Origin of the sequence: Pararhodobacter sp. (genome assembly GCF_036802785.1) — a bacterium.
Classification (GTDB): Bacteria; Pseudomonadota; Alphaproteobacteria; order Rhodobacterales; family Rhodobacteraceae; genus Pararhodobacter.
In genome coordinates this window covers 1-21,293 of sequence record NZ_DAIRVN010000086.1, presented here as the reverse complement: position 1 = coordinate 21,293, position 21,293 = coordinate 1, and the positions used below count along the sequence as shown (strand labels likewise).

At 65.4% G+C, this 21,293-nt stretch carries 20 protein-coding genes; 6 read left to right on the top strand and 14 right to left on the bottom strand.

What is annotated here, in order from left to right:
- Positions 1-50: 50 nt before the first annotated feature.
- Together V7Q53_RS20600 and V7Q53_RS20595 are read right to left on the bottom strand one after the other, a co-directional pair.
- Entirely contained in the window at positions 51-2,492 is a 2,442-nt protein-coding gene (locus V7Q53_RS20600) for a GcvT family protein (RefSeq protein ID WP_333830724.1), read from the bottom strand.
- 159 nt (positions 2,493-2,651) lie between these two features.
- Positions 2,652-5,090 carry a GcvT family protein gene (locus V7Q53_RS20595; RefSeq protein WP_333830722.1) on the bottom strand — a complete coding sequence of 813 codons (2,439 nt, stop codon included), beginning with the start codon at positions 5,088-5,090 and terminating at the stop codon, positions 2,652-2,654.
- Positions 5,091-5,265: 175 nt separating this feature from the next.
- On the opposite strand from V7Q53_RS20595, the gene V7Q53_RS20590 reads away from it, so the two are divergent.
- The 3 genes from V7Q53_RS20590 (at position 5,266) to V7Q53_RS20580 (ending at position 8,023) form a co-directional block, all read left to right on the top strand.
- The gene (locus tag V7Q53_RS20590) at positions 5,266-6,183 is read left to right on the top strand and encodes a metal ABC transporter solute-binding protein, Zn/Mn family (protein WP_333830720.1); all 918 of its coding nucleotides are present in this window, start codon (positions 5,266-5,268) and stop codon (positions 6,181-6,183) included.
- A 260-nt stretch (positions 6,184-6,443) separates the two neighbouring features.
- Entirely contained in the window at positions 6,444-7,625 is a 1,182-nt protein-coding gene (locus V7Q53_RS20585) for a serine hydrolase domain-containing protein (protein ID WP_333830719.1), read from the top strand.
- Positions 7,622-8,023: a DUF2237 family protein gene (locus tag V7Q53_RS20580; RefSeq protein WP_333830718.1), complete on the top strand. Its 402-nt coding sequence runs from the start codon at positions 7,622-7,624 to the stop codon at positions 8,021-8,023. Before V7Q53_RS20585 ends, V7Q53_RS20580 begins: the two co-directional genes overlap by 4 nt.
- 38 nt (positions 8,024-8,061) lie before the next feature.
- Here V7Q53_RS20580 and trpB read toward each other — a convergent pair whose 3' ends face one another.
- The 9 genes from trpB to V7Q53_RS20535 form a co-directional block, all read right to left on the bottom strand.
- Entirely contained in the window at positions 8,062-9,288 is a 1,227-nt protein-coding gene (gene trpB, locus V7Q53_RS20575; protein WP_333830717.1) for a tryptophan synthase subunit beta, read from the bottom strand.
- A 15-nt stretch (positions 9,289-9,303) separates the two neighbouring features.
- Positions 9,304-9,756, bottom strand: coding sequence for a GNAT family N-acetyltransferase (locus V7Q53_RS20570; protein WP_333830716.1), 453 nt, complete (start codon positions 9,754-9,756; stop codon positions 9,304-9,306).
- Positions 9,753-10,409, bottom strand: coding sequence for a phosphoribosylanthranilate isomerase (locus tag V7Q53_RS20565; protein WP_333830715.1), 657 nt, complete (start codon positions 10,407-10,409; stop codon positions 9,753-9,755). The genes V7Q53_RS20570 and V7Q53_RS20565 overlap by 4 nt, the downstream gene beginning before the upstream one ends.
- Positions 10,410-10,435: 26 nt before the next feature.
- Positions 10,436-10,798 carry a lipopolysaccharide assembly protein LapA domain-containing protein gene (locus V7Q53_RS20560; protein WP_333830714.1) on the bottom strand — a complete coding sequence of 121 codons (363 nt, stop codon included), beginning with the start codon at positions 10,796-10,798 and terminating at the stop codon, positions 10,436-10,438.
- 9 nt (positions 10,799-10,807) lie between these two features.
- Entirely contained in the window at positions 10,808-11,095 is a 288-nt protein-coding gene (gene ihfB / locus V7Q53_RS20555; RefSeq protein ID WP_333830713.1) for an integration host factor subunit beta, read from the bottom strand.
- 334 nt (positions 11,096-11,429) lie between these two features.
- Positions 11,430-13,109: a 30S ribosomal protein S1 gene (gene rpsA / locus V7Q53_RS20550; protein WP_333830712.1), complete on the bottom strand. Its 1,680-nt coding sequence runs from the start codon at positions 13,107-13,109 to the stop codon at positions 11,430-11,432.
- Between the two features lie 182 nt (positions 13,110-13,291).
- A complete protein-coding gene (locus tag V7Q53_RS20545; protein ID WP_333830711.1) occupies positions 13,292-13,927 on the bottom strand; it encodes a (d)CMP kinase in 636 nt (211 codons plus the stop codon).
- Positions 13,924-15,276, bottom strand: a complete 1,353-nt coding sequence (gene aroA / locus V7Q53_RS20540) for a 3-phosphoshikimate 1-carboxyvinyltransferase (protein ID WP_333830709.1) — start codon at positions 15,274-15,276, stop codon at positions 13,924-13,926. Before aroA ends, V7Q53_RS20545 begins: the two co-directional genes overlap by 4 nt.
- Before the next feature lie 69 nt (positions 15,277-15,345).
- Positions 15,346-15,798 carry an Lrp/AsnC family transcriptional regulator gene (locus V7Q53_RS20535; RefSeq protein ID WP_333830708.1) on the bottom strand — a complete coding sequence of 151 codons (453 nt, stop codon included), beginning with the start codon at positions 15,796-15,798 and terminating at the stop codon, positions 15,346-15,348.
- Positions 15,799-15,890: 92 nt separating this feature from the next.
- On the opposite strand from V7Q53_RS20535, the gene V7Q53_RS20530 reads away from it, so the two are divergent.
- Positions 15,891-16,496, top strand: a complete 606-nt coding sequence (locus V7Q53_RS20530; protein ID WP_333830707.1) for a LysE family translocator — start codon at positions 15,891-15,893, stop codon at positions 16,494-16,496.
- A 326-nt stretch (positions 16,497-16,822) separates the two neighbouring features.
- On the opposite strand, the gene rpoH is transcribed toward V7Q53_RS20530, so the two are convergent.
- On the bottom strand, positions 16,823-17,719 hold the full coding sequence (rpoH, locus tag V7Q53_RS20525) for an RNA polymerase sigma factor RpoH (protein ID WP_333830706.1): 897 nt from the start codon (positions 17,717-17,719) through the stop codon (positions 16,823-16,825).
- Positions 17,720-17,905: 186 nt separating this feature from the next.
- Entirely contained in the window at positions 17,906-19,129 is a 1,224-nt protein-coding gene (locus V7Q53_RS20520; protein WP_333830705.1) for a cupin domain-containing protein, read from the bottom strand.
- Between the two features lie 93 nt (positions 19,130-19,222).
- Between V7Q53_RS20520 and V7Q53_RS20515 the strand changes: the two genes are divergently transcribed.
- A complete protein-coding gene (locus V7Q53_RS20515; protein ID WP_333830704.1) occupies positions 19,223-19,792 on the top strand; it encodes a hypothetical protein in 570 nt (189 codons plus the stop codon).
- Positions 19,793-19,864: 72 nt separating this feature from the next.
- Here the strand turns inward: V7Q53_RS20515 and V7Q53_RS20510 are convergent, their stop codons facing one another.
- Positions 19,865-20,902, bottom strand: a complete 1,038-nt coding sequence (locus V7Q53_RS20510) for an RluA family pseudouridine synthase (RefSeq protein ID WP_333830702.1) — start codon at positions 20,900-20,902, stop codon at positions 19,865-19,867.
- Between V7Q53_RS20510 and V7Q53_RS20505 the strand changes: the two genes are divergently transcribed.
- Entirely contained in the window at positions 20,901-21,224 is a 324-nt protein-coding gene (locus tag V7Q53_RS20505; protein WP_333830701.1) for a DUF6476 family protein, read from the top strand. The genes V7Q53_RS20510 and V7Q53_RS20505 overlap by 2 nt on opposite strands.
- Positions 21,225-21,293: the final 69 nt, after the last annotated feature.

Here is a 21,293-nt window from a genome sequence, read left to right as displayed (position 1 = left end):
GTCCCTCTTGGCCGGGGGGTGCGGGGGGCGGGCAGCCCCCCGCAGCCTTGTCACAGGCGCACACGCCCGGCGCGGGGGTCATACATCGGCTCAAGCGAGGCGCGGGCCGCCACGCGCCGCCCGGCCACATCAATCTCATAATGCGACTCCAGAAGCGCCGCGATGCTTTCGCCCGCGCAGGGCACATACCCCAGGGCCACCGAACCGCCCAGAAAATGCCCGTAATTGCCGCTGGTGACGGTCCCCACAATACGCCCGTCACGCAACACCGGCTCGTTGTGGTAGACCATGACCTCAGGGTCATTGAGCAGGAACTGCATCATCCGCCGCTCCAGCCCGGCCTCGCGCTTGCGCAACACGGCTTCGCGGCCGATGAACGCGCCCTTGGCGGTTTTCACCGCAAATCCAAGGCCCGCCTCCAGCACATGGTCCTCATCGGTGATGTCATGGCCGAAGTGGCGGAAACCCTTCTCGATGCGGCAACTGTCGAGCGCGTACAGGCCGCACAGGGTGATTTCCGGCGCAGCCTCTGTCAGGGCCTCGAACACATGCGCGGCCTGATCGCTCGACACATAAAGCTCCCAGCCCAGCTCGCCCACATAGGAGACCCGGTGCGCGCGGGCCAGCCCAAGGCCGATCTCGATTTCGCGGGCCGTGCCGAAAGGGAAGCGCTCATTATCTAGCGCATCGGGCGTCACCCGCGCCAGCACCTCGCGGGCCTGCGGGCCCATCAGGCACAAGACGGCCTCGCCCGCCGTCACATCGGTGATCACCGCGAACTCATCCATCAGATGGCGCTTCAGCCAGGCCAGATCGCGTTGCAGCGTCGCGCCCGGCACCACCAGCAGAAAGGCTGTTTCCGACAGGCGCGTGACCGTCAGGTCGCTTTCGATCCCGCCACGCGCGTTGAGCATCTGGGTATAGACGATCCGGCCGGAGGCCACATCCATCTCATTCGCGCAGAGCCGTTGCAGGAACGCCAGCGCATCGCGCCCCTCCACCCGGATCTTGCCAAACGAGGTCATGTCGAACAGCCCGACCCGTTCGCGCACGGCCATATGCTCGGCGCGCTGGTTGTCGAACCAGTTCTGCCTGCCCCAGGAATAGCGGTATGCGCGCGCCTCGCCCGGCTGCGCGAACCAGTTGGCGCGCTCCCAGCCCGCGACCTCGCCAAAGACCGCACCGCGCGCCTTGAGATGTTCATGCAGCGGCGAGCGGCGGATGCCGCGCGCGGTTTCCACCTGCCGGTAGGGGAAGTGATCGGCGTAAAGCAGGCCCAGCGTTTCCGTGACACGCTCTTTCAGGTAGCGGCGGTTGCGCTGGAAGGGCTGGGCGCGGCGGATATCGACCTCCCACAGATCGAACGGCGGCGCGCCCTCGGTCATCCAATGCGCCAGCGCCATCCCCGCCCCGCCGGACGAGACGATGCCGACCGAGTTATAGCCCGCCGCGACCCAGTAATTGCCCAGCTCCGGCGCCTCTCCCAGATAATAGCGGTCATCCGGGGTGAAGCTTTCCGGGCCGTTGAAGAAGGTGTGGATGCCCGCCGTCTGGAACATCGGCATCCGGTTCATGGCCGCGCTCAGGATCGGCTCGAAATGGTCGAAATCCTCGGGCAGGCTGTCAAAGCAGAAATCCTCGGGGATGCCGTTCATACCCCAGGGTTTCGCCTTTGGCTCGAACGCGCCCAGCATCATCTTGCCCGCATCTTCCTTGTAATAGGCGCATTCATCGGGCACGCGCAGCACCGGCAGGCGGCCAAGGCCCTCGATAGGCTCGGTCACAAGATAGAAATGCTCGGCGGCATGCAGGGGCAGCGTGACACCGGAGGCGGCGGCCAGATCGCGGCCCCACATGCCGCCGCAATTGACCACATGCTCGCAGGCGATGGTGCCGGTTTCACCGCCCGCCTCAAAGGCAACGCCGGTCACGCGCTTGCCATCGTCCAGCACCCGCGTGACCTTGACGCCCTCACGGATCACGGCGCCCATCTGGCGCGCGCCCCTGGCCAGCGCCATGGCGATGTTGGCCGGATCGCATTGACCATCAAGCGGCAGATGCACCGCGCCCACCACGTCGGCGACATTGAGATGCGGATACATCGCCTTGACCTCAGCAGGCGATATTTCCCCCACCTCGACATCGAAGGCCCGCGCCAGCGCGGCTGAGCGCAACAGTTCCTCGTGCCTTGCCTGCGTGAGCGCGACCGAGATGGAGCCGGTCTGGCGCATGCCCGTGCTGATCCCGGTCTCGGCCTCCAGCCGGGTGTAAAGATCGGCGGAGTATTTCGCCAGCCGCGTCATGTTGAGCGAGCCGCGCAGCTGGCCGATCAGCCCGGCCGCATGCCAGGTGGTGCCGCAGGTGAGTTGCTTGCGTTCCAGCAGGAGAATGTCGCGCCACCCCGCTTTCGCCAGATGATAGGCGAGCGAACAGCCCGAGATGCCGCCGCCGATGATGACGACCCGGGCATGGGTGGGGAGTGTGGGGGACATGGCCGGGCCCCGCTGTTCAGCGGTGGGGCGAGGGGCTGCCCGCCCCTCGCGCTCCCCGGCCAAAGGGGAAGCACGCTTCCCCTTTGGAAACCCCCGGCACGGTCGCAGCGCCGCGCCTTTTGAAAGAAAAAGTGCGTATTTTTGGCAAGATGAAGGGCGTCATGCGCGCAGTCTTTCGTTGGACGGATCCCAGAGTGGCGCATCGGGCTGGACAATCGCGCGGCGCTTTTCGCCGAAGACCTCGATGTCGATTGCGGTGCCCGGTATGGCCAGATCGGCGCGCAGCATGCCCAGCGCGATACACTGGCCCGTGCGATGGCCAAAACCGCCCGAGGTGGTTTCGCCCACGACCTGACCGTCATGCCAGAGGGTGGACATATAGGGCGGGTCACTGTCGCCGGGTTCGAGTGTGAGCAGGACGAAGCGTTTGCTGCTGCCCTGCTGCTTTTCCGCCTCAAGGGCGGCTTTGCCGGTGAAGGCGGGCTTGTCCCATTTGATGAAGCGTTCCAGCCCGCCCTGCAACAGGGTGTAATCGGTTGAAAGGTCGCCCTTCCAGGCGCGATAGCCCTTCTCGATCCGCAGGGAATTGAGCGCGAACATGCCGAAGGGTTTGAGGCCCAGCGGCTGCCCCGCCGCCATCACCGCATCCCAGACCGGCGCGGTGTCCTCGGTCTTTGTATGGATTTCCCAGCCCAATTCACCGGCGAAGGACACCCGCACCAATTGGCACCAGCGCCCGGCGATCTGGGCGGATTGGTGGGTCAGCCAGGGCTTGCTGAGGTCAGCATCGGTGACGCCGGCCAGCACGGCGCGCGATTTCGGGCCGGTGAGGATCTGGCAGGCGAAAGCGTCAGTCATGTCAGTGATGGTTATAGCCGCGCCTTCGGGCAGGTGCTGTGTCAGCCAGTCATGGTCATGGCGTTGCGCAACGGCGGCGGTGATCAGGAAGAAGAGATCGTCATCAAGCGCCATGACCGACATCTCGGTGACGATCCGGCCCTTGTCATCGGCGAAGTAGGCCAGTCCCAGCCGCCCCGGTCTGGGCACCGCGCCGGTGATCATGGTTTCCAGCCAGGCCCGCGCCCCGGCGCCCGAAACGCTGAAGCGCGAGAAGCCCGGCAGGTCGAGCAGGCCTGCCGCGTCGCGCACCGCCGCGCATTCGGCCTTCACCGCACCAAACCACGGGCCTTCCCTGTTCCATGTCTGTTGCGCGGCTTCCGAGGTGTCATCGCCGGGCCGGGCGAACCAGTTGGCGCGTTCCCAGCCGTTATAGGCGCCGAACTGCGCACCAAGTGCTGCCACGCGGTCATGGACCGGCGACAGCTTTCTGCCACGCCCGGCGGGCCAGCTGTGATGCGGGAAATGAATGGCGTATTCGTGGCCGTAAACCTCCATCCCCTTCTGCACGCAATACGCATGATCCTCAAACCCGGTGAAGCGGCGCGGGTCGCAGGACCACATGTCCCATTCGGTCGCGCCTTGCGTGATCCATTCCGCCAGCACCTTGCCCGCGCCGCCGCCCTGACAAATGCCGAAGGTGAAGACACAGGCCTCGAACGCGTTGGGCACGCCGGGCATGGGGCCGATCAGCGGGTTGCCATCGGGGGTATAGGGGATGGGGCCGTTGATGACCTTTTGCAGGCGCGCTTTCTCCAGCAGCGGCACGCGGGCCATGGCATCGTTGATATGCCACTCCAGCCGCTCCAGATCATCGGGGTAAAGCTGAAAGCTGAAATCCTCAGGCATCGGGTCATCGGGGGTGGCCCAATGCGCGCGGCAGGGGTTTTCATAGGGGCCAAGGTTGAAGCCCGCCTTTTCCTGCCGCAGGTAATAGCTTGAATCGACATCGCGCAGGAGCGGCAGCTTGTGGCCGGTTTCGCGCGTCCATGCTTCCAGTTCGGGGATGGTGTCGAACAGAAGGTATTGGTGGCTCATCACCATCATCGGCACACGGCGGCCGAACATCGCGCCCACGCGGGCGGCGTAATAACCGGCGGCATTCACCACATAGTCGCAGTGCACCGGGCCTTTTGGGGTTTCCAGCACCCATTCCCCGCCCTCACGCCGCGCGCCGGTGACCGGGCGGAACCGCTCGATCCGTGCGCCCTTGTCGCGCGCGCCCTTGGCCAGCGCCTGCGTCAGCTGCGCGGGGTCGATATCGCCGTCATAGGGGTCATAGAGCGCGCCGGTAAGGTCATGGGTTTCAAGGAACGGGTAGCGGCTGCGGATCTCATCGGGGGCGAGAATGTCCAGCTCCATCCCCTGATAGCGGCCCATCCCCACCACGCGCTGAAACTCGCGCAGCCGTTCGCGGCTGTGCCCCAGCCGGACCGAGCCGGTGACGTGGTAGTTCATGGGATAATCCACCGCCGCGCCCAGCCCGCGATAGAGTTCGGCCGAATAGCGCTGCATGTTCATGATCGACCATGAGGACGAGAAGGTGGGCACATTCCCCGCCGCATGCCATGTCGAACCGGCGGTCAGCTCGTTACGCTCCAGCAGCAGGCAATCGCTCCAGCCCGCCAGCGCCAGATGATACAGTGCCGAGGTCCCGACAACCCCGCCCCCGATGATCACAACCCGCGCCGTTTCCGCCATGTCTGCCTCCGGTCTGTCAGGATGATCATTGCGCGGGACGGGGGCAAAAGGCAATTCGACAGAGAGGGCAAAAATAATCGGATTTTCCGATTAGAGCCTTGCGCAAGACAGATGTTGCAATTGATAATCATTCGCATTAGAGAGGGTGCAGGTATCTCTGATAACGGACACAATGATGAAACGCCCGCTTCTTGCCCTCGCGCTCAGCCTTTCGCTGGCCCCTGCCCTCGCCCATGCCGAGCCCCCGCGCCTTCTGACAACGATCGGCATGATCGCTGACCCGGCGGCAAGAATTGCCGGTGACTGCGTTCAGGTCGAAGCGCTGATCGGCCCGGGGCTGGACCCGCATCTTTACCAGCCGCGCCCTTCCGACATCGGGCGGCTTCAGGCGGCGGACCGGATCATGGCGCTGGGGCTGGGGCTGGAAGGGCGGCTGGCCGACGTGCTGGCGCGGACCGGCGCGCTGATGCTGGGCGATACCCTTGACCCGGGCTGGCTGCTGGAGGCTGAGGGCGCACCGGACCCGCATCTGTGGATGGACCCCCACCTGTGGAGCAGCATTCTGCCCACCCTCGCCGATACGCTGAGCACAATGGCACCGGATTGCGCCGCCGATATCGCAAGCCGGATGGATGCCGAGGCCACGCGGATGGCAGCGCTGGATGACTGGGCCGCGCAATCGCTGGCCACCATCCCCGATGGGCAACGGGTGCTCCTGACGGCGCATGACGCCTTTGCCTATTTCACCGCGCGCTACGGGCTGGAAAACCTTGCCATTCAGGGTATTTCGACCGAATCTGAACCCTCCATCGCGGTGATTGACTCGATGGCGCGCGAAGCGGCGGAGCGCGCCATTCCGGCGGTGTTCATCGAAACCACGCTCAACCCTCGCGCGGTGCGCGCGCTGATCGAGGCCGCTGCGGCGCGCGGTCACACGCTGGCGCTGGGGGGGGAGCTGTACTCAGATGCGCTGGGTGAGGCTGGCAGCGGCGCAGACACCTATCCGGGCATGATCGTGGCCAATGTTACCGCCATCACCGAAGCGCTTGGCGGCACGCCGGCCCCCCTGCCGGAGGGTCTGTTGCCAGAGTGAGCGCAGGTCAGGGCGTTGCCCGCAGTGCGAACGGGCAGAGGGGGCTTTGCCCCCTCTTTTCCATAGGGCTTTTCATCGGGCTTCACCGCGCCGGGCCTTTGCCCATTTCCCGCCGCCGCCCTGCCCCAAGGGTAACTTAAACAGGGGATCGGGGCGCGGCCATCCCCCCGGTTCGGCCCTTCCCCGACAGGCACCGCATCTTTGCCCCTTTGCTTTCGGCGCGCATCCTGCCACTGTTTCCGCCACGGATGGAGATGCGAATGCGGCGGATTTTCAAGGCTCTGGGATATGTCCTGCTGGTGGTGGTCGTGGTTGCGGCGGCGGCAGCCTTCTGGAAGCGTGAGGAAATCTCGCGCCTGCTGGCCGTGAACACGCTGTTCCGCGAAGACCGGATCGTGGCGAATTTCTCGGGCATGGACCGGCTGTTTCATCACCGCGCCATGGAGGCGGGCAGCCCCAGCCCCCTGCCCGAAGGCCCGCCGGCCGAGATGCCCGAAGGATATGAGCGCTGGCTGGAAGACCGTGCCGTCACGGGTATTGTTGTGCTCGATCAGGGGCAGATCGTGCATGAGCGCTATCTGCTGGGCACCGGGCCGGAGGATCTGCGCATCTCGTGGTCGGTGGCGAAAAGCGCGCTGTCGCTGCTGATGGGCATTCTGCACCATGACGGCACGATCGCTGATCTGGATGCCCCGGTGAGCGATTATGCCCCGGCACTTGCAACCTCGGCCTATCAGGGCGCGACGATCCGGCAGGTGATGCAGATGGCCTCGGGCGTGGCCTTTGACGAGGATTATCTGGATTACAACTCTGACATCAACCGCATGGGCCGGGTGCTGGCCCTTGGCGGCGCGATGGACGACTTTTCCGCCGGACAGACAACGCAGCGCGGCGCGGCGGGTGCGGACTGGCAATATGTGTCGATCGACACGCATGTGCTGAGCATGGTGATACGCGGCGCGACAGGGCGCAGCATCACCGAACTGATGGAAGAACATCTGTTCATCCCCCTGGGATTTGAACGCGCGCCCTATTACGTCACCGATGGCCACGGCGTGGAATTCGTGCTGGGCGGGCTGAACCTGACCACGCGCGATTATGCGCGCCTTGGCCAGATGGTGGCGCAGGGCGGCGAATGGCAGGGCCGCCGGATTGTCCCCGCCGAATGGATCACCGAATCCACCACCGCCAGCGCACCGGGTGGCGCGCTTTACGGCTATCAATGGTGGCTGCCCGACAACCCGGTGCCGGGCGAGTTTTATGCGCGCGGTGTCTATGGACAGTTTCTGTGGATCGATCAGAACCGCAACGTGGTCATCGCTGTCAACAGCGCCGACCGCGCCTTTCGCCAGCCCGGGGTAATGGACAGCAACGTCGCCCTGTTCCGCGCCATCGCCCGCAACCAGGAGGCGCGGCGCAGCACTGCCGCGGCAGCACCATGAAAGAGCCGTCTGTCAATGTTCTGGGGGGCGCGCTGAAACCCTGCTCAACCGCGCCGGTGACCGGGTTCTTCCGAAACGGCTGCTGCGATACCGGACCCGAGGACCGGGGTCTGCATACCGTCTGCGCCGAGATGACGGCCGAGTTTCTGGCGATGTCGAAATATCTGGGCAACGACCTGAGCACACCACGGCCCGAATGGGGCTTTGCCGGGCTGAAACCGGGCGATTGCTGGTGCCTTTGTGCGCAACGCTTCGTGCAGGCACATGACGAGGGCGCGGCCCCGCGCATCCGCCTTGCCGCCACGCACCGGCGCACGCTGGACGTGGTGCCGCTGGAGGTGCTGCGCCGCTACGCGACGGATGAGACCGGGGGTGGCGAGAACGGCGGCGAGGGCTGAGGCCCCCGCCCTGAAGATCGCGCCGACTATCGCGCCGTTCAGATCTTCATATCAAAGCCAAGGTGTTTGGCGACGGTGAAGATGTCCTTGTCGCCGCGCCCGCACATGTTCATCACGATAAGATGGTCGCGCGGCAGGCCGGGGGCGATCTTCATCACATGCGCCAGCGCGTGGCTGGGCTCCAGCGCCGGGATGATCCCTTCCAGCGCACAGCAGAGCTGAAACGCCTCCAGCGCCTCGGTGTCGGTGATGGCGACATATTCAGCGCGGCCGATCTCATGCAGCCAGGCATGTTCGGGGCCGATGCCGGGGTAATCCAGCCCGGCGGAGATGCTGAAGCCCTCAAGGATCTGGCCGTCGTCATCCTGCAGCAGATAGGTGCGGTTGCCATGCAGCACGCCGGGGCGCCCGCCGGTCAGGCTGGCGCAATGCTCCATCTTGTCATCAACGCCCTTGCCCCCGGCCTCAACCCCGATGATCCGCACCGAAGTGTCGTCAAGGAACGGGTAGAACAGGCCCATCGCGTTCGATCCGCCACCGATGGCGGCAATCAGCGTATCGGGCAGGCGGCCCTCGGCGGCCATCATCTGCTCTTTGGCTTCCTTGCCGATGATCGCCTGAAAATCACGTACCATTGCCGGGTAGGGGTGCGGCCCGGCCACGGTGCCGATGCAATAGAAGGTGTCGCGCACATTGGTCACCCAGTCGCGCAGGGCGTCATTCATCGCGTCCTTGAGCGTGCCGCGCCCGCTGGTGACGGGCACCACCTCAGCCCCCAGAAGGCGCATGCGGAAGACGTTGGGCGCCTGACGTTCGACATCATGCGCGCCCATGTAGACCACGCATTGCAGGCCGAACTTGGCGCAGACAGTGGCGGTGGCGACGCCGTGCTGGCCCGCGCCGGTTTCGGCGATGATCCGGGTCTTGCCCATGCGGCGGGCAAGGATGATCTGGCCCAGCACATTGTTGATCTTGTGCGCGCCGGTGTGGTTCAGCTCATCGCGCTTCATGTAGACCTTGGCGCCGCCCAGATGTTCGCTCAGGCGCTCGGCAAAATAGAGCGGGCTGGGGCGGCCCACATAATGGGTCCAGAGATCCTGCATCTCGGCCCAGAAGCTGGCGTCGGTCTTGGCATGCTCATACTGCGCTTCCAGCTCCAGAATCAGCGGCATCAGGGTCTCGGACACGAAACGCCCGCCAAAGATGCCGAAGCGGCCCTGCTCATCGGGGCCGGTCTTGAAGCTGTTGATCCCGTCTTCGGCCATCGCGCGCACTCCCTGTCAGTCGAGCTTCCGTTTATAGCCTATATGCGACGCGGTAAAGCCAAGCCGCTCATAGAACGCCTGTGCCCGTTCACGGGCGCGGTTGGTGGTCAGCTGCATGAGGGCACAGCCCGCAGCGCGGGCGCGGACCTCGGCATCGGCCATCAGCGCCGCACCCAGCCCGCTTCCACGCTGCGTCTCAGCAACGCGCACACTTTCGATCTGTGCACGACGCGCGGCCTGAAGCGAAAGCCCTGAGATAAAGGTGATCTGGTAGGTGGCGACGATCGGCCCATCAGCGCCCTGCTCTGCCACGATCAGCCGGTTGCCGCCCTCCTGTGCCATCTGGTCGAAGGCGGCCAGATAGGGCGCCAGTTCATCGCCCTCGCGCGTGGCGCCCAGCACATCCTCGCGCAGCAGCGCCACCACCGCCGGCACATCGCCGCGCCGTGCCTCGCGCCACCGGATCACGGCGCAGACCGCCCGGCTGCACGCACGAATTCGGCAATGCGCGCCGCGTCCTTCACCCCCGGCGCGCTTTCCACACCCGATGAAACATCAACTTGCCGTGCGCCGGTCATCTGCACCGCAAGCGCCACCGTCGCAGCCGTCAGCCCGCCCGCCAGCATCCAGGGGCAGGACCAGCGCCGCCCGGCAATCAGCCGCCAGTCAAAGGCCAGCCCGTTACCCCCCGGCAACGCGGCCCCGCGCGGCGGCTTGGCATCGACCAGCAGCATGTCAGACACCCGCCCGTATTCGTCCAGCGCCGGAAGGTCAGCGGCATCGGCCACGCCCACCGCCTTGATCAGCGGCAAGCCATAGCGCGCGCGCAGCGCGGCCATACGTTCGGGGCTCTCAGAGCCATGCAATTGCAGAAAATCCAGCGGGACGGTTGCCAGAACCGCATCAAGCCGCGCGTCCGTGGCATCAACGAACAGCCCGACCCTTGCCAGCCCGGCCGGAGCGGCCAGAGCGATGGCGCGCGCGGCCTCCGGCGTCAGGAAGCGCGGCGAGCGGTCATAGAACACCAGCCCGGCATAGGACGCGCCCGCCGACACCACCGCGTGCATATCCTGTACCTGCGTCAGACCGCAGATCTTGACCCGAACAGCACCCGTCTTCACCGCGCCGATCCTCACCGCTTCGGGCATCAGCGGGTGGCGGGTTCTTCGAGGATCGCCAGAACCTCATCACGACGGGGCTGGACCGCAGGAGCATCCTGCGGCACGCCCTGCGCCATGCGCAGCCTCTCCAGCTCACGCCGGGCGCGGGCGGCTTCCACCCGCTGGCCCCGCTCGCGCAGCCACTCCCAGACGAGCCCCAGCACCAGCCCCAGACCCACGGCAGCACCAACCACCAGAAACAGCGGCAATGTCAGCGTGTAGCTGGCCCCGACAACCGAGGCCACCGACTCAGGCCACAAAGACAGCGTCACCGGGGCACGGTTGGCCAAGGCCACCGTGACCGCAATCGCCACAATGATCGCCAGAAAGGCATAGCGCAGATAGGTCATCGGGTGTGTTCAGCTTTCTGTCTCGTTGAGCCGGTCACGCAGCAGCTTGCCGGTCTTGAAAAACGGCACATGCTTCTCGGCCACATCGACGGTTTCGCCGGTACGCGGGTTGCGCCCCACTCTCGCATCGCGGCCCTTGACCGAGAATGCGCCAAATCCGCGCAATTCCACACGCTCGCCGCGCGCCATGGCTTCAATGATTTCTTCAAAGAACGTGTTCACGATACGCTCGACGTCACGCTGATAAAGATGCGGGTTCTCGTCGGCGAGTTTCTGGATGAGTTCGGATCGAATCATAGCCTACCCCCCGGTGGCGCGAGTGTTGCTTTTTGTCGGGCATTTCTGCGAACACCTCAGACAGAGGCCCAGACTACAGGTGTTCTACCCCTTCGCACAAACAAAAACCATGCGAATACGCGGGTTTGCCGCTGAACCGGGCAAGACCCCGCACAGTTTCGCATGCCCCCCGCCCTCTGACCATGGCCAACCAGCCCGCAAGAGCGGCGGGTGCGGCGCAATCTGCCCACCCGGGGCAGTCTGCGAATCGCCCTGCGGGTCTGCGCGGGCGAAAAAAGGCCCCGCACTAGCGGGGCCTTCGTGGCGCGATGCGCCTTTTCTCAGGCCGCTGAAATCAGCTGCGATCCTTGAGCGCGGCGCCCAGGATATCGCCCAGCGAGGCACCGGCATCCGACGAGCCATACTGCTCGACGGCTTCCTTTTCCTCGGCGATTTCGCGGGCCTTGATCGACAGGCCCAGCTTGCGGGTCTTGCTGTCAACCGAGGTGACGCGGACATCAAGCTTGTCACCCACCTGGAAGCGCTCAGGGCGCTGATCGGCACGGTCGCGGGCCAGATCCGAGCGGCGGATAAACGACTTGGCGCCGTTGTAATCCACTTCGATCCCGCCATCCTCGATCGCGCTCACCTCGACGGTGATGATCGAGCCGCGCTTCACGCCGTCAACCGCTTCGGTGAAGCTGTCATTGCCCAGTGCCTTGATCGACAGCGAGATACGCTCACGCTCGACATCGACTTCCAGTACCGAGGCCTTGACCACATCGCCCTTGCGGTAATCCTGAATGGCTTCTTCGCCGCGCTGATCCCAGCTCAGGTCCGACAGGTGAACCATGCCGTCGATATCGCCTTCGAGGCCGATGAACAGGCCGAATTCGGTGATGTTCTTCACCTCGCCCTCGATCATGCTGCCTGCCGGGTTCGATTCGGCGAACACTTCCCACGGGTTGCGCTGGGTCTGCTTCAGGCCCAGCGACACACGGCGCTTGGCGCTGTCGATTTCCAGCACCATCACTTCGACTTCCTGCGAGGTCGAAACGATCTTGCCGGGGTGCACGTTCTTCTTGGTCCAGCTCATTTCCGAGACATGGACCAGACCCTCGACACCGGCTTCCAGCTCAACGAATGCGCCGTAATCGGTGATGTTGGTCACGCGGCCCTTGTGGACCGAGTTGAGCGGATAGTTGCTTTCCACGGCATCCCACGGATCGGCCTGCAGCTGCTTGATGCCAAGGCTGATGCGGTGGGTGTCCTTGTTGATCTTGATGACCTGAACCTTGAGGGTCTCGCCGATCGACAGGATTTCCGAAGGGTGGTTGATGCGGCGCCAGGCCATGTCGGTGACATGGAGCAGGCCGTCAACGCCGCCCAGATCAACGAACGCACCGTATTCGGTGATGTTCTTGACCACACCATCCAGCACCTGACCTTCGGCCAGTTTGCCGATGACTTCGGCGCGCTGTTCGGCGCGGCTTTCTTCCAGAATGGCGCGGCGTGAGACAACGATGTTGCCGCGGCGACGGTCCATTTTCAGAATCTGGAACGGCTGCTTCAGACCCATCAGCGGGCCGGCATCACGCACGGGGCGCACATCGACCTGGCTGCCCGGCAGGAAGGCCACGGCACCGCCCAGATCGACAGTGAAGCCACCCTTGACGCGGCCAAAGATCGCGCCTTCGACACGGGCTTCCTGTTCGTAGGCTTTTTCCAGACGGTCCCAGGCGGCCTCGCGGCGTGCCTTCTCGCGGCTGATCACGGCCTCGCCGCGCGCATTCTCGACGCGCTCCAGATAGACCTCGACTTCGTCGCCCACGCCAACCTCGGGCGCTTCGCCCGGGTTTGCAAATTCCTTGAGATCGACACGGCCTTCCATCTTGTAGCCGACGTCGATGATGGCCTGGCCCGCCTCGATGGCAATGACCCGGCCCTTTACGACACTGCCTTCGTTCGGCGTGTCGATTTCAAGGCTCTCGTTGAGCAGAGCCTCGAATTCTTCCATGGTGGCTTTAGCGCACATATAAATCAGTTCCTTCGGTTCTGTTTGACTGGCCTGACGGTTGGTTCCGCCGGTCTTTGACTATCCTACGGCAAAAACGCAGCCCGGGCCCGTTCCGGCCCCGCCCGCGCCTGATGCTTCCGCTCGATGGCGCGTCTATAGGCCAGAATAGCCTGCTCTGGCAAGCCTTGATGCGCCTTCGCTCATGCGGGGGGATGCGGATTGAGCCCGGCAGCGACCATCTGCGCGGCGATCACCGCAATGGCCCGTTCGACCGCCTGCCCGATGCTCAGTTCCGATGTGTCCAGCATCACCGCATCATCGGCCGGGCGCAGCGGCGCATCGGCGCGGCCCATGTCGCGCGCATCACGCGCACGCACCTGCGCCAGCACCGCCTCATGGCTGCCGGGCGCACTGTCCGGCCCGCCGGTTTCCAGCCAACGGCGGTGGGCGCGGACCTCGGCACTGGCGGTAACATAGAGCTTCACCTCGGCATCCGGGCAGATCACCGTGCCGATATCGCGCCCGTCCAGCACCGCGCCCCCCTCGCGCCGGGCGAAGGCGCGCTGAAAATCCACCAGCGCCGCGCGCACTTCGGGTATCACCGCCACGCGGCTGGCGGCCTCTCCGGCCTCAAGACTGCGCAAGTCATCGCGCGCCAGATCCTCGGGCCGCAGCCCCTGCGCGGCAGCAACCGGGTCACCGCCCAGCGCGCCGACCGCGCGGTAAAGCAGCCCGGTATCAAGATGCGCAAAACCGAAATGCGCCGCCACCGCACGGCTGATCGTGCCCTTCCCCGCCGCCGCCGGGCCGTCAATGGCCACGGTGAAGGCGCTCATGCGTTGCTCCGCGTAATGCTGGCGCCCAGCCCGGCCATCAGCGGCTCGAACACCGGGAAAGAGGTGGCGATCGGCCCTGCGTCATCCACTCTCACCGGTTTCTGAGCAACCAGCCCCAGACACAGAAACGACATGGCGATCCGGTGGTCCAGCCGGCTTTCGGTCAAGGCGCCGCCCGGCACGCCCCCGGCACCGCAACCATGCACGATCAACGTATCCTCGGTTTCTTCCACCCGCACGCCACAGGCCTCCAGTCCGCGCGCCATGGCGTCAATCCGGTCGCTCTCCTTCACGCGCAACTCCCTGACGCCGTTCATCACCGTGCGCCCTTCGGCGGCTGCAGCCACCACCGACAGGATGGGGAATTCATCAATCATGCTGGCCGCGCGCGCGGGCGGCGTCTCCACGCCCTTCAGGCCCGGCGAGTAGCGCACCCGCAGGTCTGCCACCGGCTCCCCCCCTTCTTCGCGCGGGTTCTCAAAGGTCAGGTCCGCGCCCATTTCGATCAGCGTGGTGAACAGGCCGTTGCGCGTGGGATTCTGGCTGACACCGGGCACCGTGATCTCTGACCCCGGCACAATCAGCGCGGCACAGACCGGAAACGCAGCCGACGAAGGGTCACGCGGCACCGCGACCCGCTGCGCCAGCAGTTCCGGCTGGCCGGTCAGGGTGATCACCCGGCCCTCTGGCCTGTCCTCCACCACAATCTCAGCGCCAAAGCCGCGCAGCATCCGCTCGGTATGGTCGCGCGTCGCCTCGGGTTCGATTACCACGGTCTCGCCCGGCGCATTCAGCCCGGCCAGCAGGATCGCCGATTTCACCTGCGCCGACGGCATCGGCAGCGTGTAGCGCACCGGCACCGGGTCGGCAGCACCCACCACCGTCATCGGCAACCGCCCGCCCGCGCGCCCGTAGGCCTGCGCGCCAAACAACGCCAGCGGGTCGGTCACCCGGCCCATGGGGCGCTTGTTGAGGCTGGCATCCCCGGTGAACGTGGCGCTGATCGCCGAGGTCGCCATCGCGCCCATGATCAGCCGCACGCCGGTGCCCGAATTGCCGCAGTCAATCACCTGCGCAGGCTCGGCAAAGCCGCCCACACCGACACCCTGCACCGACCATTCCCCCGGGCCATGCCGGGTGAGCGTGGCGCCAAACGCCCGCATCGCCGCTGCGGTATCCAGCACGTCCTGCCCCTCCAGCAGGCCGGTGATCTGCGTCTCGCCGATGCTCAGCGCCCCCAGGATCAGCGCGCGGTGGCTGATGGATTTGTCGCCCGGCACCTCGGCCACGCCGCGCAGCGGGCCGGAACGGGCGGATTGCATCGGGATCGGGGTATCATGGCCGGACATGCGCGCCTCTCTCTGCTGGCTCGGCCCCGCTGATAGCGCAAGGCGCAGCCCCGGTCCAGCGCACCCGCGTCAGGCCCGCTCATCCTTGGGCGAGCCCATGACCACATAGGTCGTCAGCGCGCTGACCTGCGGCAGGGTGCCCAGAATCTCGGTGTGGAAATGCTTGTAGGCCGCCAGATCCGCCACTTCGACACGCAGCAGATATTCAACGGTTCCGGTGATGTTGTGGCATTCGCGCACCTGCCTTGCGGTGCTGATCGCCCGCTCGAACCCTTCCTGCGCGGCCTTGGTGTGTTGCGACAGGCCGACGGTGACATAGGCGATAAAGCCGGTCCCCATCCGCGCCGGGTCCAGCACCGCGCGGTAGCCCGCGATCACCCCGCGCCGCTCCAACTCCTGCACCCGGCGCAGGCAGGCAGAGGGCGACAGCCCCACCCGCTCCGCCAGTTCCAGATTGGAAATCCGTGCCTCACGCGAAAGGACGCGCAGTATTCTGTCGTTGATGGCGTCAATTTCGCTCATGGATTGTTAGATTAAAGCCAGTTGCACATTATTTGCAACCCTATTGCGCTCATGGCCACATATCATTGCGTCCTCAAGCAAAAAGGCCACCGATGCCCCCTGACATCCTCACCGCGCTCATCGCCTTCGCTTTTGTCAGCTCCATCACCCCGGGGCCGAACAACCTGATGCTGCTCGCCTCAGGGGTGAACTTCGGCTTCCGGCGCAGCGTGCCTCATATGCTGGGCATCGGGATCGGCTTCACGGTGATGGTGGCGCTGGTCGGGCTGGGGCTGGCAGGCATCTTCACCGCCTGGCCTCCGGCCCGGCCCCTGCTGAAAATCGCGGCGACGGGCTATATGCTGTGGCTGGCATGGAAAATCGCCCATGCAAGCGCGCCCGATACCGCGCCGCAAGCGGCACAAAACCGCGCCCGCCCGCTCACCTTCCTTCAGGCGGCGGCGTTTCAATGGGTCAACCCCAAGGCATGGACGATGGCACTGGGCGCCGTCGCCCTCTACGCCCCGGGGCAGGAGGTTGCGGCGGTGCTCTGGGTGGCTGCGGTCTTCGGAATGATCAACCTGCCCTGCATCTCCAGCTGGACAGTGCTGGGCATGGCACTGAAACGCGCCCTGCAAAACCCGGCCCGGCTGCGGTTTTTCAACTACGCCATGGCCCTCCTGCTGGTGGCCTCTCTCTACCCGGTGCTGACTGGTTGAATCCGGCCAAGGGATCGGCCCCGGCCCGCAACGAAGCTCAGCCTCGCAAGATCACGGCGCCCGCCCCTGAGCCTCCCGCCCCTCGGCGAGGACCGGCCTTCCCCGCAATCTTTCTGAGCAGATGAACAGAGCACGCCGCGCCCTTTCATCTTGCCGCAAATACGCTGGGGGGTGAATTGGCCGCAGGCCAAGAGGGGGGCAACGCCCCCCTTCAAGGGTGCGTGCGCGCCCTTCCTTCGCGGAAAAAACACCGGCCCGGCCACTGCTTCCAGCCCTGCCGGACAGCAAACCTGACGGACGATAAACGAGCCTGACCGCAACCCGGCTCAGCGCGCCGGAACCAGCATGCCTTTTTCGCGCGCCAGTTCCCGCATCCGGTCCTGCAGCTTTTCGAACGCCCGCACCTCGATCTGCCGGATTCGTTCGCGGCTCACGTCATAGCGCGCCGAAAGCTCTTCCAGCGTCACCGGCGGCTCGGCAAGGCGGCGCTCGGTCAGGATGTCGCGCTCCCGCTCATTCAGCGCTTCCATCGCCCCCATCAGCAACACCTGCCGCGTCTCGAATTCCTCGCGGTCGGCATAGCTGGAGGCCTGATCGGCATCCTCATCTTCCAGCCAGTCCTGCCAGCTGCCGGAACCCTCCTCACCGCCGATCGTGACGTTGAGCGAGGCATCCGCCCCCGCCATGCGGCGGTTCATGGCGACAACCTCAGCCTCGGAGACCGACAGATCCTGCGCCAGCTTGGTCACATTCTCAGGGCGCAGATCACCCTCTTCCAGCGCGCCGATCCGTGACTTGGCCTTGCGCAGGTTGAAGAACAGCTTCTTCTGCGCCGATGTGGTACCCAGCTTCACCAGCGACCATGAGCGCAGGATATATTCCTGAATGCTCGCCCGGATCCACCACATCGCATAGGTCGCCAGCCGGAAACCGCGCTCGGGGTCAAATCGTTTGACGGCCTGCATCAGGCCCACATTCGCCTCGGAAATCACCTCGGCCTGCGGCAGGCCGTAGCCGCGGTACCCCATGGCGATCTTGGCGGCCAGCCGCAGATGGCTGGTGACCAGCTTATGCGCGGCCTCGGTATCCTGATGGTCCACCCAGCGTTTGGCCAGCATGTATTCTTCCTGCGGTTCCAGCATCGGAAAACGCCGGATTTCCTGCAGATATCGGTTCATCCCCTGTTCGGGTGACGGGGCGGGCAGATTTGCATAGGTGCTCACGTTAGTCCCACTCCTGCTTATGTTAATTGCCTTCACATCCACTTAGGGACGCGGGCGCGTAACTTCAAGATCATCCGCATGATGACTGAAGATCTCATGAACAGACTAACGCTTCACATCGAGAAGCGTCCAGCCCGCTCACGCAGATGGGATCAGGTGTAACCTTTCGGGCAACTCCGCCCCGCGTCAGCCGGTCAGCGACAGAACCCCTTCGCGGATCAGGCGTTTCACCAGAACCACCTTGCCTGCGCTGTCCAGATCCCCCGCCAGATCGTCAACGCGGAATTGCGGGCGCGACAGTGCATCGCGCAGCACCTCTTCGACATAGGCGGGAAAGGCGATGTCCACGTCATAGACACTGAGCACAATCTCGCCCTCGTCACCCTCCTCCTCCGTCGCCGGGCGCGCCACCATCCGCCAGATCAGGTCCGGGCGCAGCGCCACCATGCTGTCCGGCCCTGTGCCATCGACGGCCACGCGTTGCAGGAACTGCCCGGGCACCACCGGCAGACGCCGCTGCCGGAACTCGGCGGCGAAGCTTTCAAAGGTGCTCACTGGGTCAATCTGCTCTGCGGCCTGCGCCATGAGTCGGTGAAACTGCGCGGCCATGGCGCTGCTGTCAAAACCCGCATTGGCATGGCCCGGCGGCAGCGCGGCGCGCAGCGCGGGCTCAACCAGCGCCTGCTGCACCAGCGCCTCGACCAGCAGATCAATCCAGCGCGGGGTCAGCAGCCCGGTGGTGATATGAAGCGACATCTCATCGGTGGCGGTGGCATCATGCACCACCCCGCGCGGAATATAGGCCATGTCACCCGGGCCCAGAACGAAGGTGTCGATCAGCGCACCCGCCTCAAACCCGGCCGGATCGAAGGCCTGACTGCGCAACGGCAGCACCATCGGCGATTCGTAGATGCGCCAGGTCTTGGTGCCATGCGTCTGAAGCACGAACACGTCATGGGAATCATAATGCGTCAGGAAGCCCTGCGCATTGGCCGGGGTGAAATAGATGTTGGTCTGCAGATCGCAGCTGAACACCCCCTCCATCGCCCGGCAATAGGTGGCAAGTTTCGGCAGGCGGCGCTGAAGCTGCGGCAGAATGATCGTGCTGCCCTGCGCAAAATGCTCTGCCACGCGCACCGGGTCCACCTGGCCTGCGGACAGCGAATAATGGTCTTCATCAACCCCGGCGCCGTCTTTCACCAGTTGCAGATCGCTCACGGGCAGAACCATTGCGGTCAGCACGTGGTCGATATCGTCGATCGTCAGCAGGTCACGGTAATAGCCCGGGTCCGCGCGCTGAACAACGAGATGCCGCTTCTCGAAATACTCCGAGAAGAACGCCTCGGGTGTCATGGGGGCTATGGCGCGGGGAAAGTCCATCCGCGCCTGTGGCACCACGCTATCCTTCATCTGGACACTCCCTCAACTGCCCGCCATGCGCCGCGCAGCCATTGCTTGACCGGGCGCCGTTCATCCACCTATATTAGATATGCGAATATCATTGTGAAAGCTTTTCATGTGACCGATGACCCCAAAAAGAAAAGCCGGACATTGTCCGACGACAAGATCAAGACCCGCAGCAGCATGGGTCGTCGGGCGTTTCTTCTGGGCGCCTTTGGTGGCACCGCAGCGCTTGCCGGTTGCGTCAGCAGCGGGATGACGGATTCGGATGTCGGCGCCTATGCCGACCCGCCGGGCGGCGGTCGCGGCATGGGGGGATCGGGCATTACCGACAGCGACACCGGGCCCTATGCCGATCCGGCCGGGCGCGGGCGCGGCAGGCGCGGCTCCGGCATCACCGATTCGGACACCGGCCCGCGTGCTGACCCGGTCGGCGATGGTCGCGGCGGGCGCCGGGGCTCGGGCATCACGGATTCCGACACCGGGCCGCGCGCTGATCCGGTCGGCGATGGGCGGGGTGGCCGTGGCGGGCGCCGGGGCTCAGGTATCACCGATTCCGATACCGGACGGAATGCCGACCCCGTCGGCGATGGCCGCGGGCGCCGCAGCGTCACCGATTCAGACACCGGGCCCTACGCCGATCCCGCCGGGCGCGGTCGCGGGCGGGGCTGACCAGCAACCGACCGACAAGCGCCTGAGCGCAACCGCGCACAACGGCGCCCGGCACCGCATCGGCGCGCCGCTTCAGACCGTGCTGCGCAACGGCGCGAGCAAAGCGGCCATGTCAGGCGGCAAAGGCGCGTCAAAGTCCATCGCCTCGCCACTCAGCGGATGGGTGAAACCAAGGCTTGCCGCATGAAGCGCCTGACGCGGAAAAGCCGCCACAACCTCAGCCGCCCCTTCCGGCAGTGCTGCCGCCGACAGCTTGCGCCTGCCGCCATAGACCGTATCGCCCACCAGCCCGTGCCCGGCATGCGCCAGATGCACCCGGATCTGATGCGTGCGCCCGGTCTCCAGCCAGCATTCCAGCAGGCTCAGCTGCGGCGGCGCACCAAAGGCCTCCAGCACACGCGCGCGCGTGACCGCATGGCGGCCCCGGTCAAAAAAGACGGCCTGCTTCTGGCGGTCATGGCGGTGGCGGTCCAGCCGCGAGGTGATTTTCATGATCCCACCGGCCTCGAAACTGACACCCCTTGTGCCCCGCAGGCGCGGATCACCGGCATCGGGCAGGCCATGCACCAGCGCAAGGTAGCGGCGGCGCGCGGTATGCGCCTCGAACTGCGCGGCAAGGGCGTGATGCGCGCGGTCCGATTTCGCCACCACCAGCAGGCCCGACGTATCCTTGTCGATCCGGTGCACGATGCCGGGCCGCTTCTCGCCGCCCACCCCGGAAAGGCTGTCCCCGCAATGATGCAGCAGCGCATTCACCAGCGTCCCGTCGCTGGAACCGGGCGCGGGGTGGACGACCATCCCGGCGGGCTTGTCGATGACAATCAGCGCCTCATCCTCAAAGACGACCGACAGCGCAATCGCCTCGGGCCGCGTTGTCACCTCGACGGCGGGTTCCACCGCGATGGCGATCTCATCGCCCGGGGCCACCCGCGCCCGGACATCCAGCAGCACCGCCCCCGCGCGCGTTACGGCCCCCTCGGCGATCAGCCGCATCAGGCGGGAGCGCGACAGCGCCGCTTCCTCTGGAACATCGCGCGCCAAGGCCTTATCCAGACGGTCAGGCGGATTATCCCCGATCACCACGCGCACTACCGAAAGGTCTGTCTCCATGTCACCGTCATCCCCGCGCGTTACGCCTGATCCCGGGCCGCCCGGCCCCTTGCCGCCCGATCTCCGGTTTCTCAAAATTCTCGTCACCACGCTTGCGGGCGTGATGATTGTCGGGCTTGTAACCATCATCGCCCTGCTTGTCATCCGCCTGAGCGCGGCGCCGGTGCCGCTGGCACTGCCGGACAGCATCACCCTGCCGGATGGCGCCACGGCGCAGGCGGTCACCCTCGCACCGGGCTTCATGCTGGTGCTCAGCGAAACCGAGATCCTGTTCTTCGACCGCAACACCGGCCAGCTTGAGCGCCGCTATCCGCTCGACTGAACAACGCAGCCCACGCCGCTTCATCTTGCCATAAATACGCCGGGGGGTGAATTGGCCGAAGGCCAAGAG

Excerpts from the sequence above, each read along its gene's own strand:
- V7Q53_RS20600 (WP_333830724.1), bottom strand. The coding sequence starts at position 2,492 with ATGTCCCCCACACTCCCCACCCATGCCCGGGTCGTCATCATCGGCGGC.
- V7Q53_RS20595 (WP_333830722.1), bottom strand. The coding sequence starts at position 5,090 with ATGGCGGAAACGGCGCGGGTTGTGATCATCGGGGGCGGGGTTGTCGGG.
- V7Q53_RS20590 (WP_333830720.1), top strand. The coding sequence starts at position 5,266 with ATGAAACGCCCGCTTCTTGCCCTCGCGCTCAGCCTTTCGCTGGCCCCT.
- V7Q53_RS20585 (WP_333830719.1), top strand. The coding sequence starts at position 6,444 with ATGCGGCGGATTTTCAAGGCTCTGGGATATGTCCTGCTGGTGGTGGTC.
- V7Q53_RS20580 (WP_333830718.1), top strand. The coding sequence starts at position 7,622 with ATGAAAGAGCCGTCTGTCAATGTTCTGGGGGGCGCGCTGAAACCCTGC.
- trpB (WP_333830717.1), bottom strand. The coding sequence starts at position 9,288 with ATGGCCGAAGACGGGATCAACAGCTTCAAGACCGGCCCCGATGAGCAG.
- V7Q53_RS20560 (WP_333830714.1), bottom strand. The coding sequence starts at position 10,798 with ATGACCTATCTGCGCTATGCCTTTCTGGCGATCATTGTGGCGATTGCG.
- ihfB (WP_333830713.1), bottom strand. The coding sequence starts at position 11,095 with ATGATTCGATCCGAACTCATCCAGAAACTCGCCGACGAGAACCCGCAT.
- rpsA (WP_333830712.1), bottom strand. The coding sequence starts at position 13,109 with ATGTGCGCTAAAGCCACCATGGAAGAATTCGAGGCTCTGCTCAACGAG.
- V7Q53_RS20545 (WP_333830711.1), bottom strand. The coding sequence starts at position 13,927 with ATGAGCGCCTTCACCGTGGCCATTGACGGCCCGGCGGCGGCGGGGAAG.
- aroA (WP_333830709.1), bottom strand. The coding sequence starts at position 15,276 with ATGTCCGGCCATGATACCCCGATCCCGATGCAATCCGCCCGTTCCGGC.
- V7Q53_RS20535 (WP_333830708.1), bottom strand. The coding sequence starts at position 15,798 with ATGAGCGAAATTGACGCCATCAACGACAGAATACTGCGCGTCCTTTCG.
- V7Q53_RS20530 (WP_333830707.1), top strand. The coding sequence starts at position 15,891 with ATGCCCCCTGACATCCTCACCGCGCTCATCGCCTTCGCTTTTGTCAGC.
- V7Q53_RS20520 (WP_333830705.1), bottom strand. The coding sequence starts at position 19,129 with ATGAAGGATAGCGTGGTGCCACAGGCGCGGATGGACTTTCCCCGCGCC.
- V7Q53_RS20505 (WP_333830701.1), top strand. The coding sequence starts at position 20,901 with ATGTCACCGTCATCCCCGCGCGTTACGCCTGATCCCGGGCCGCCCGGC.
- V7Q53_RS20510 (WP_333830702.1), bottom strand. The coding sequence starts at position 20,902 with ATGGAGACAGACCTTTCGGTAGTGCGCGTGGTGATCGGGGATAATCCG.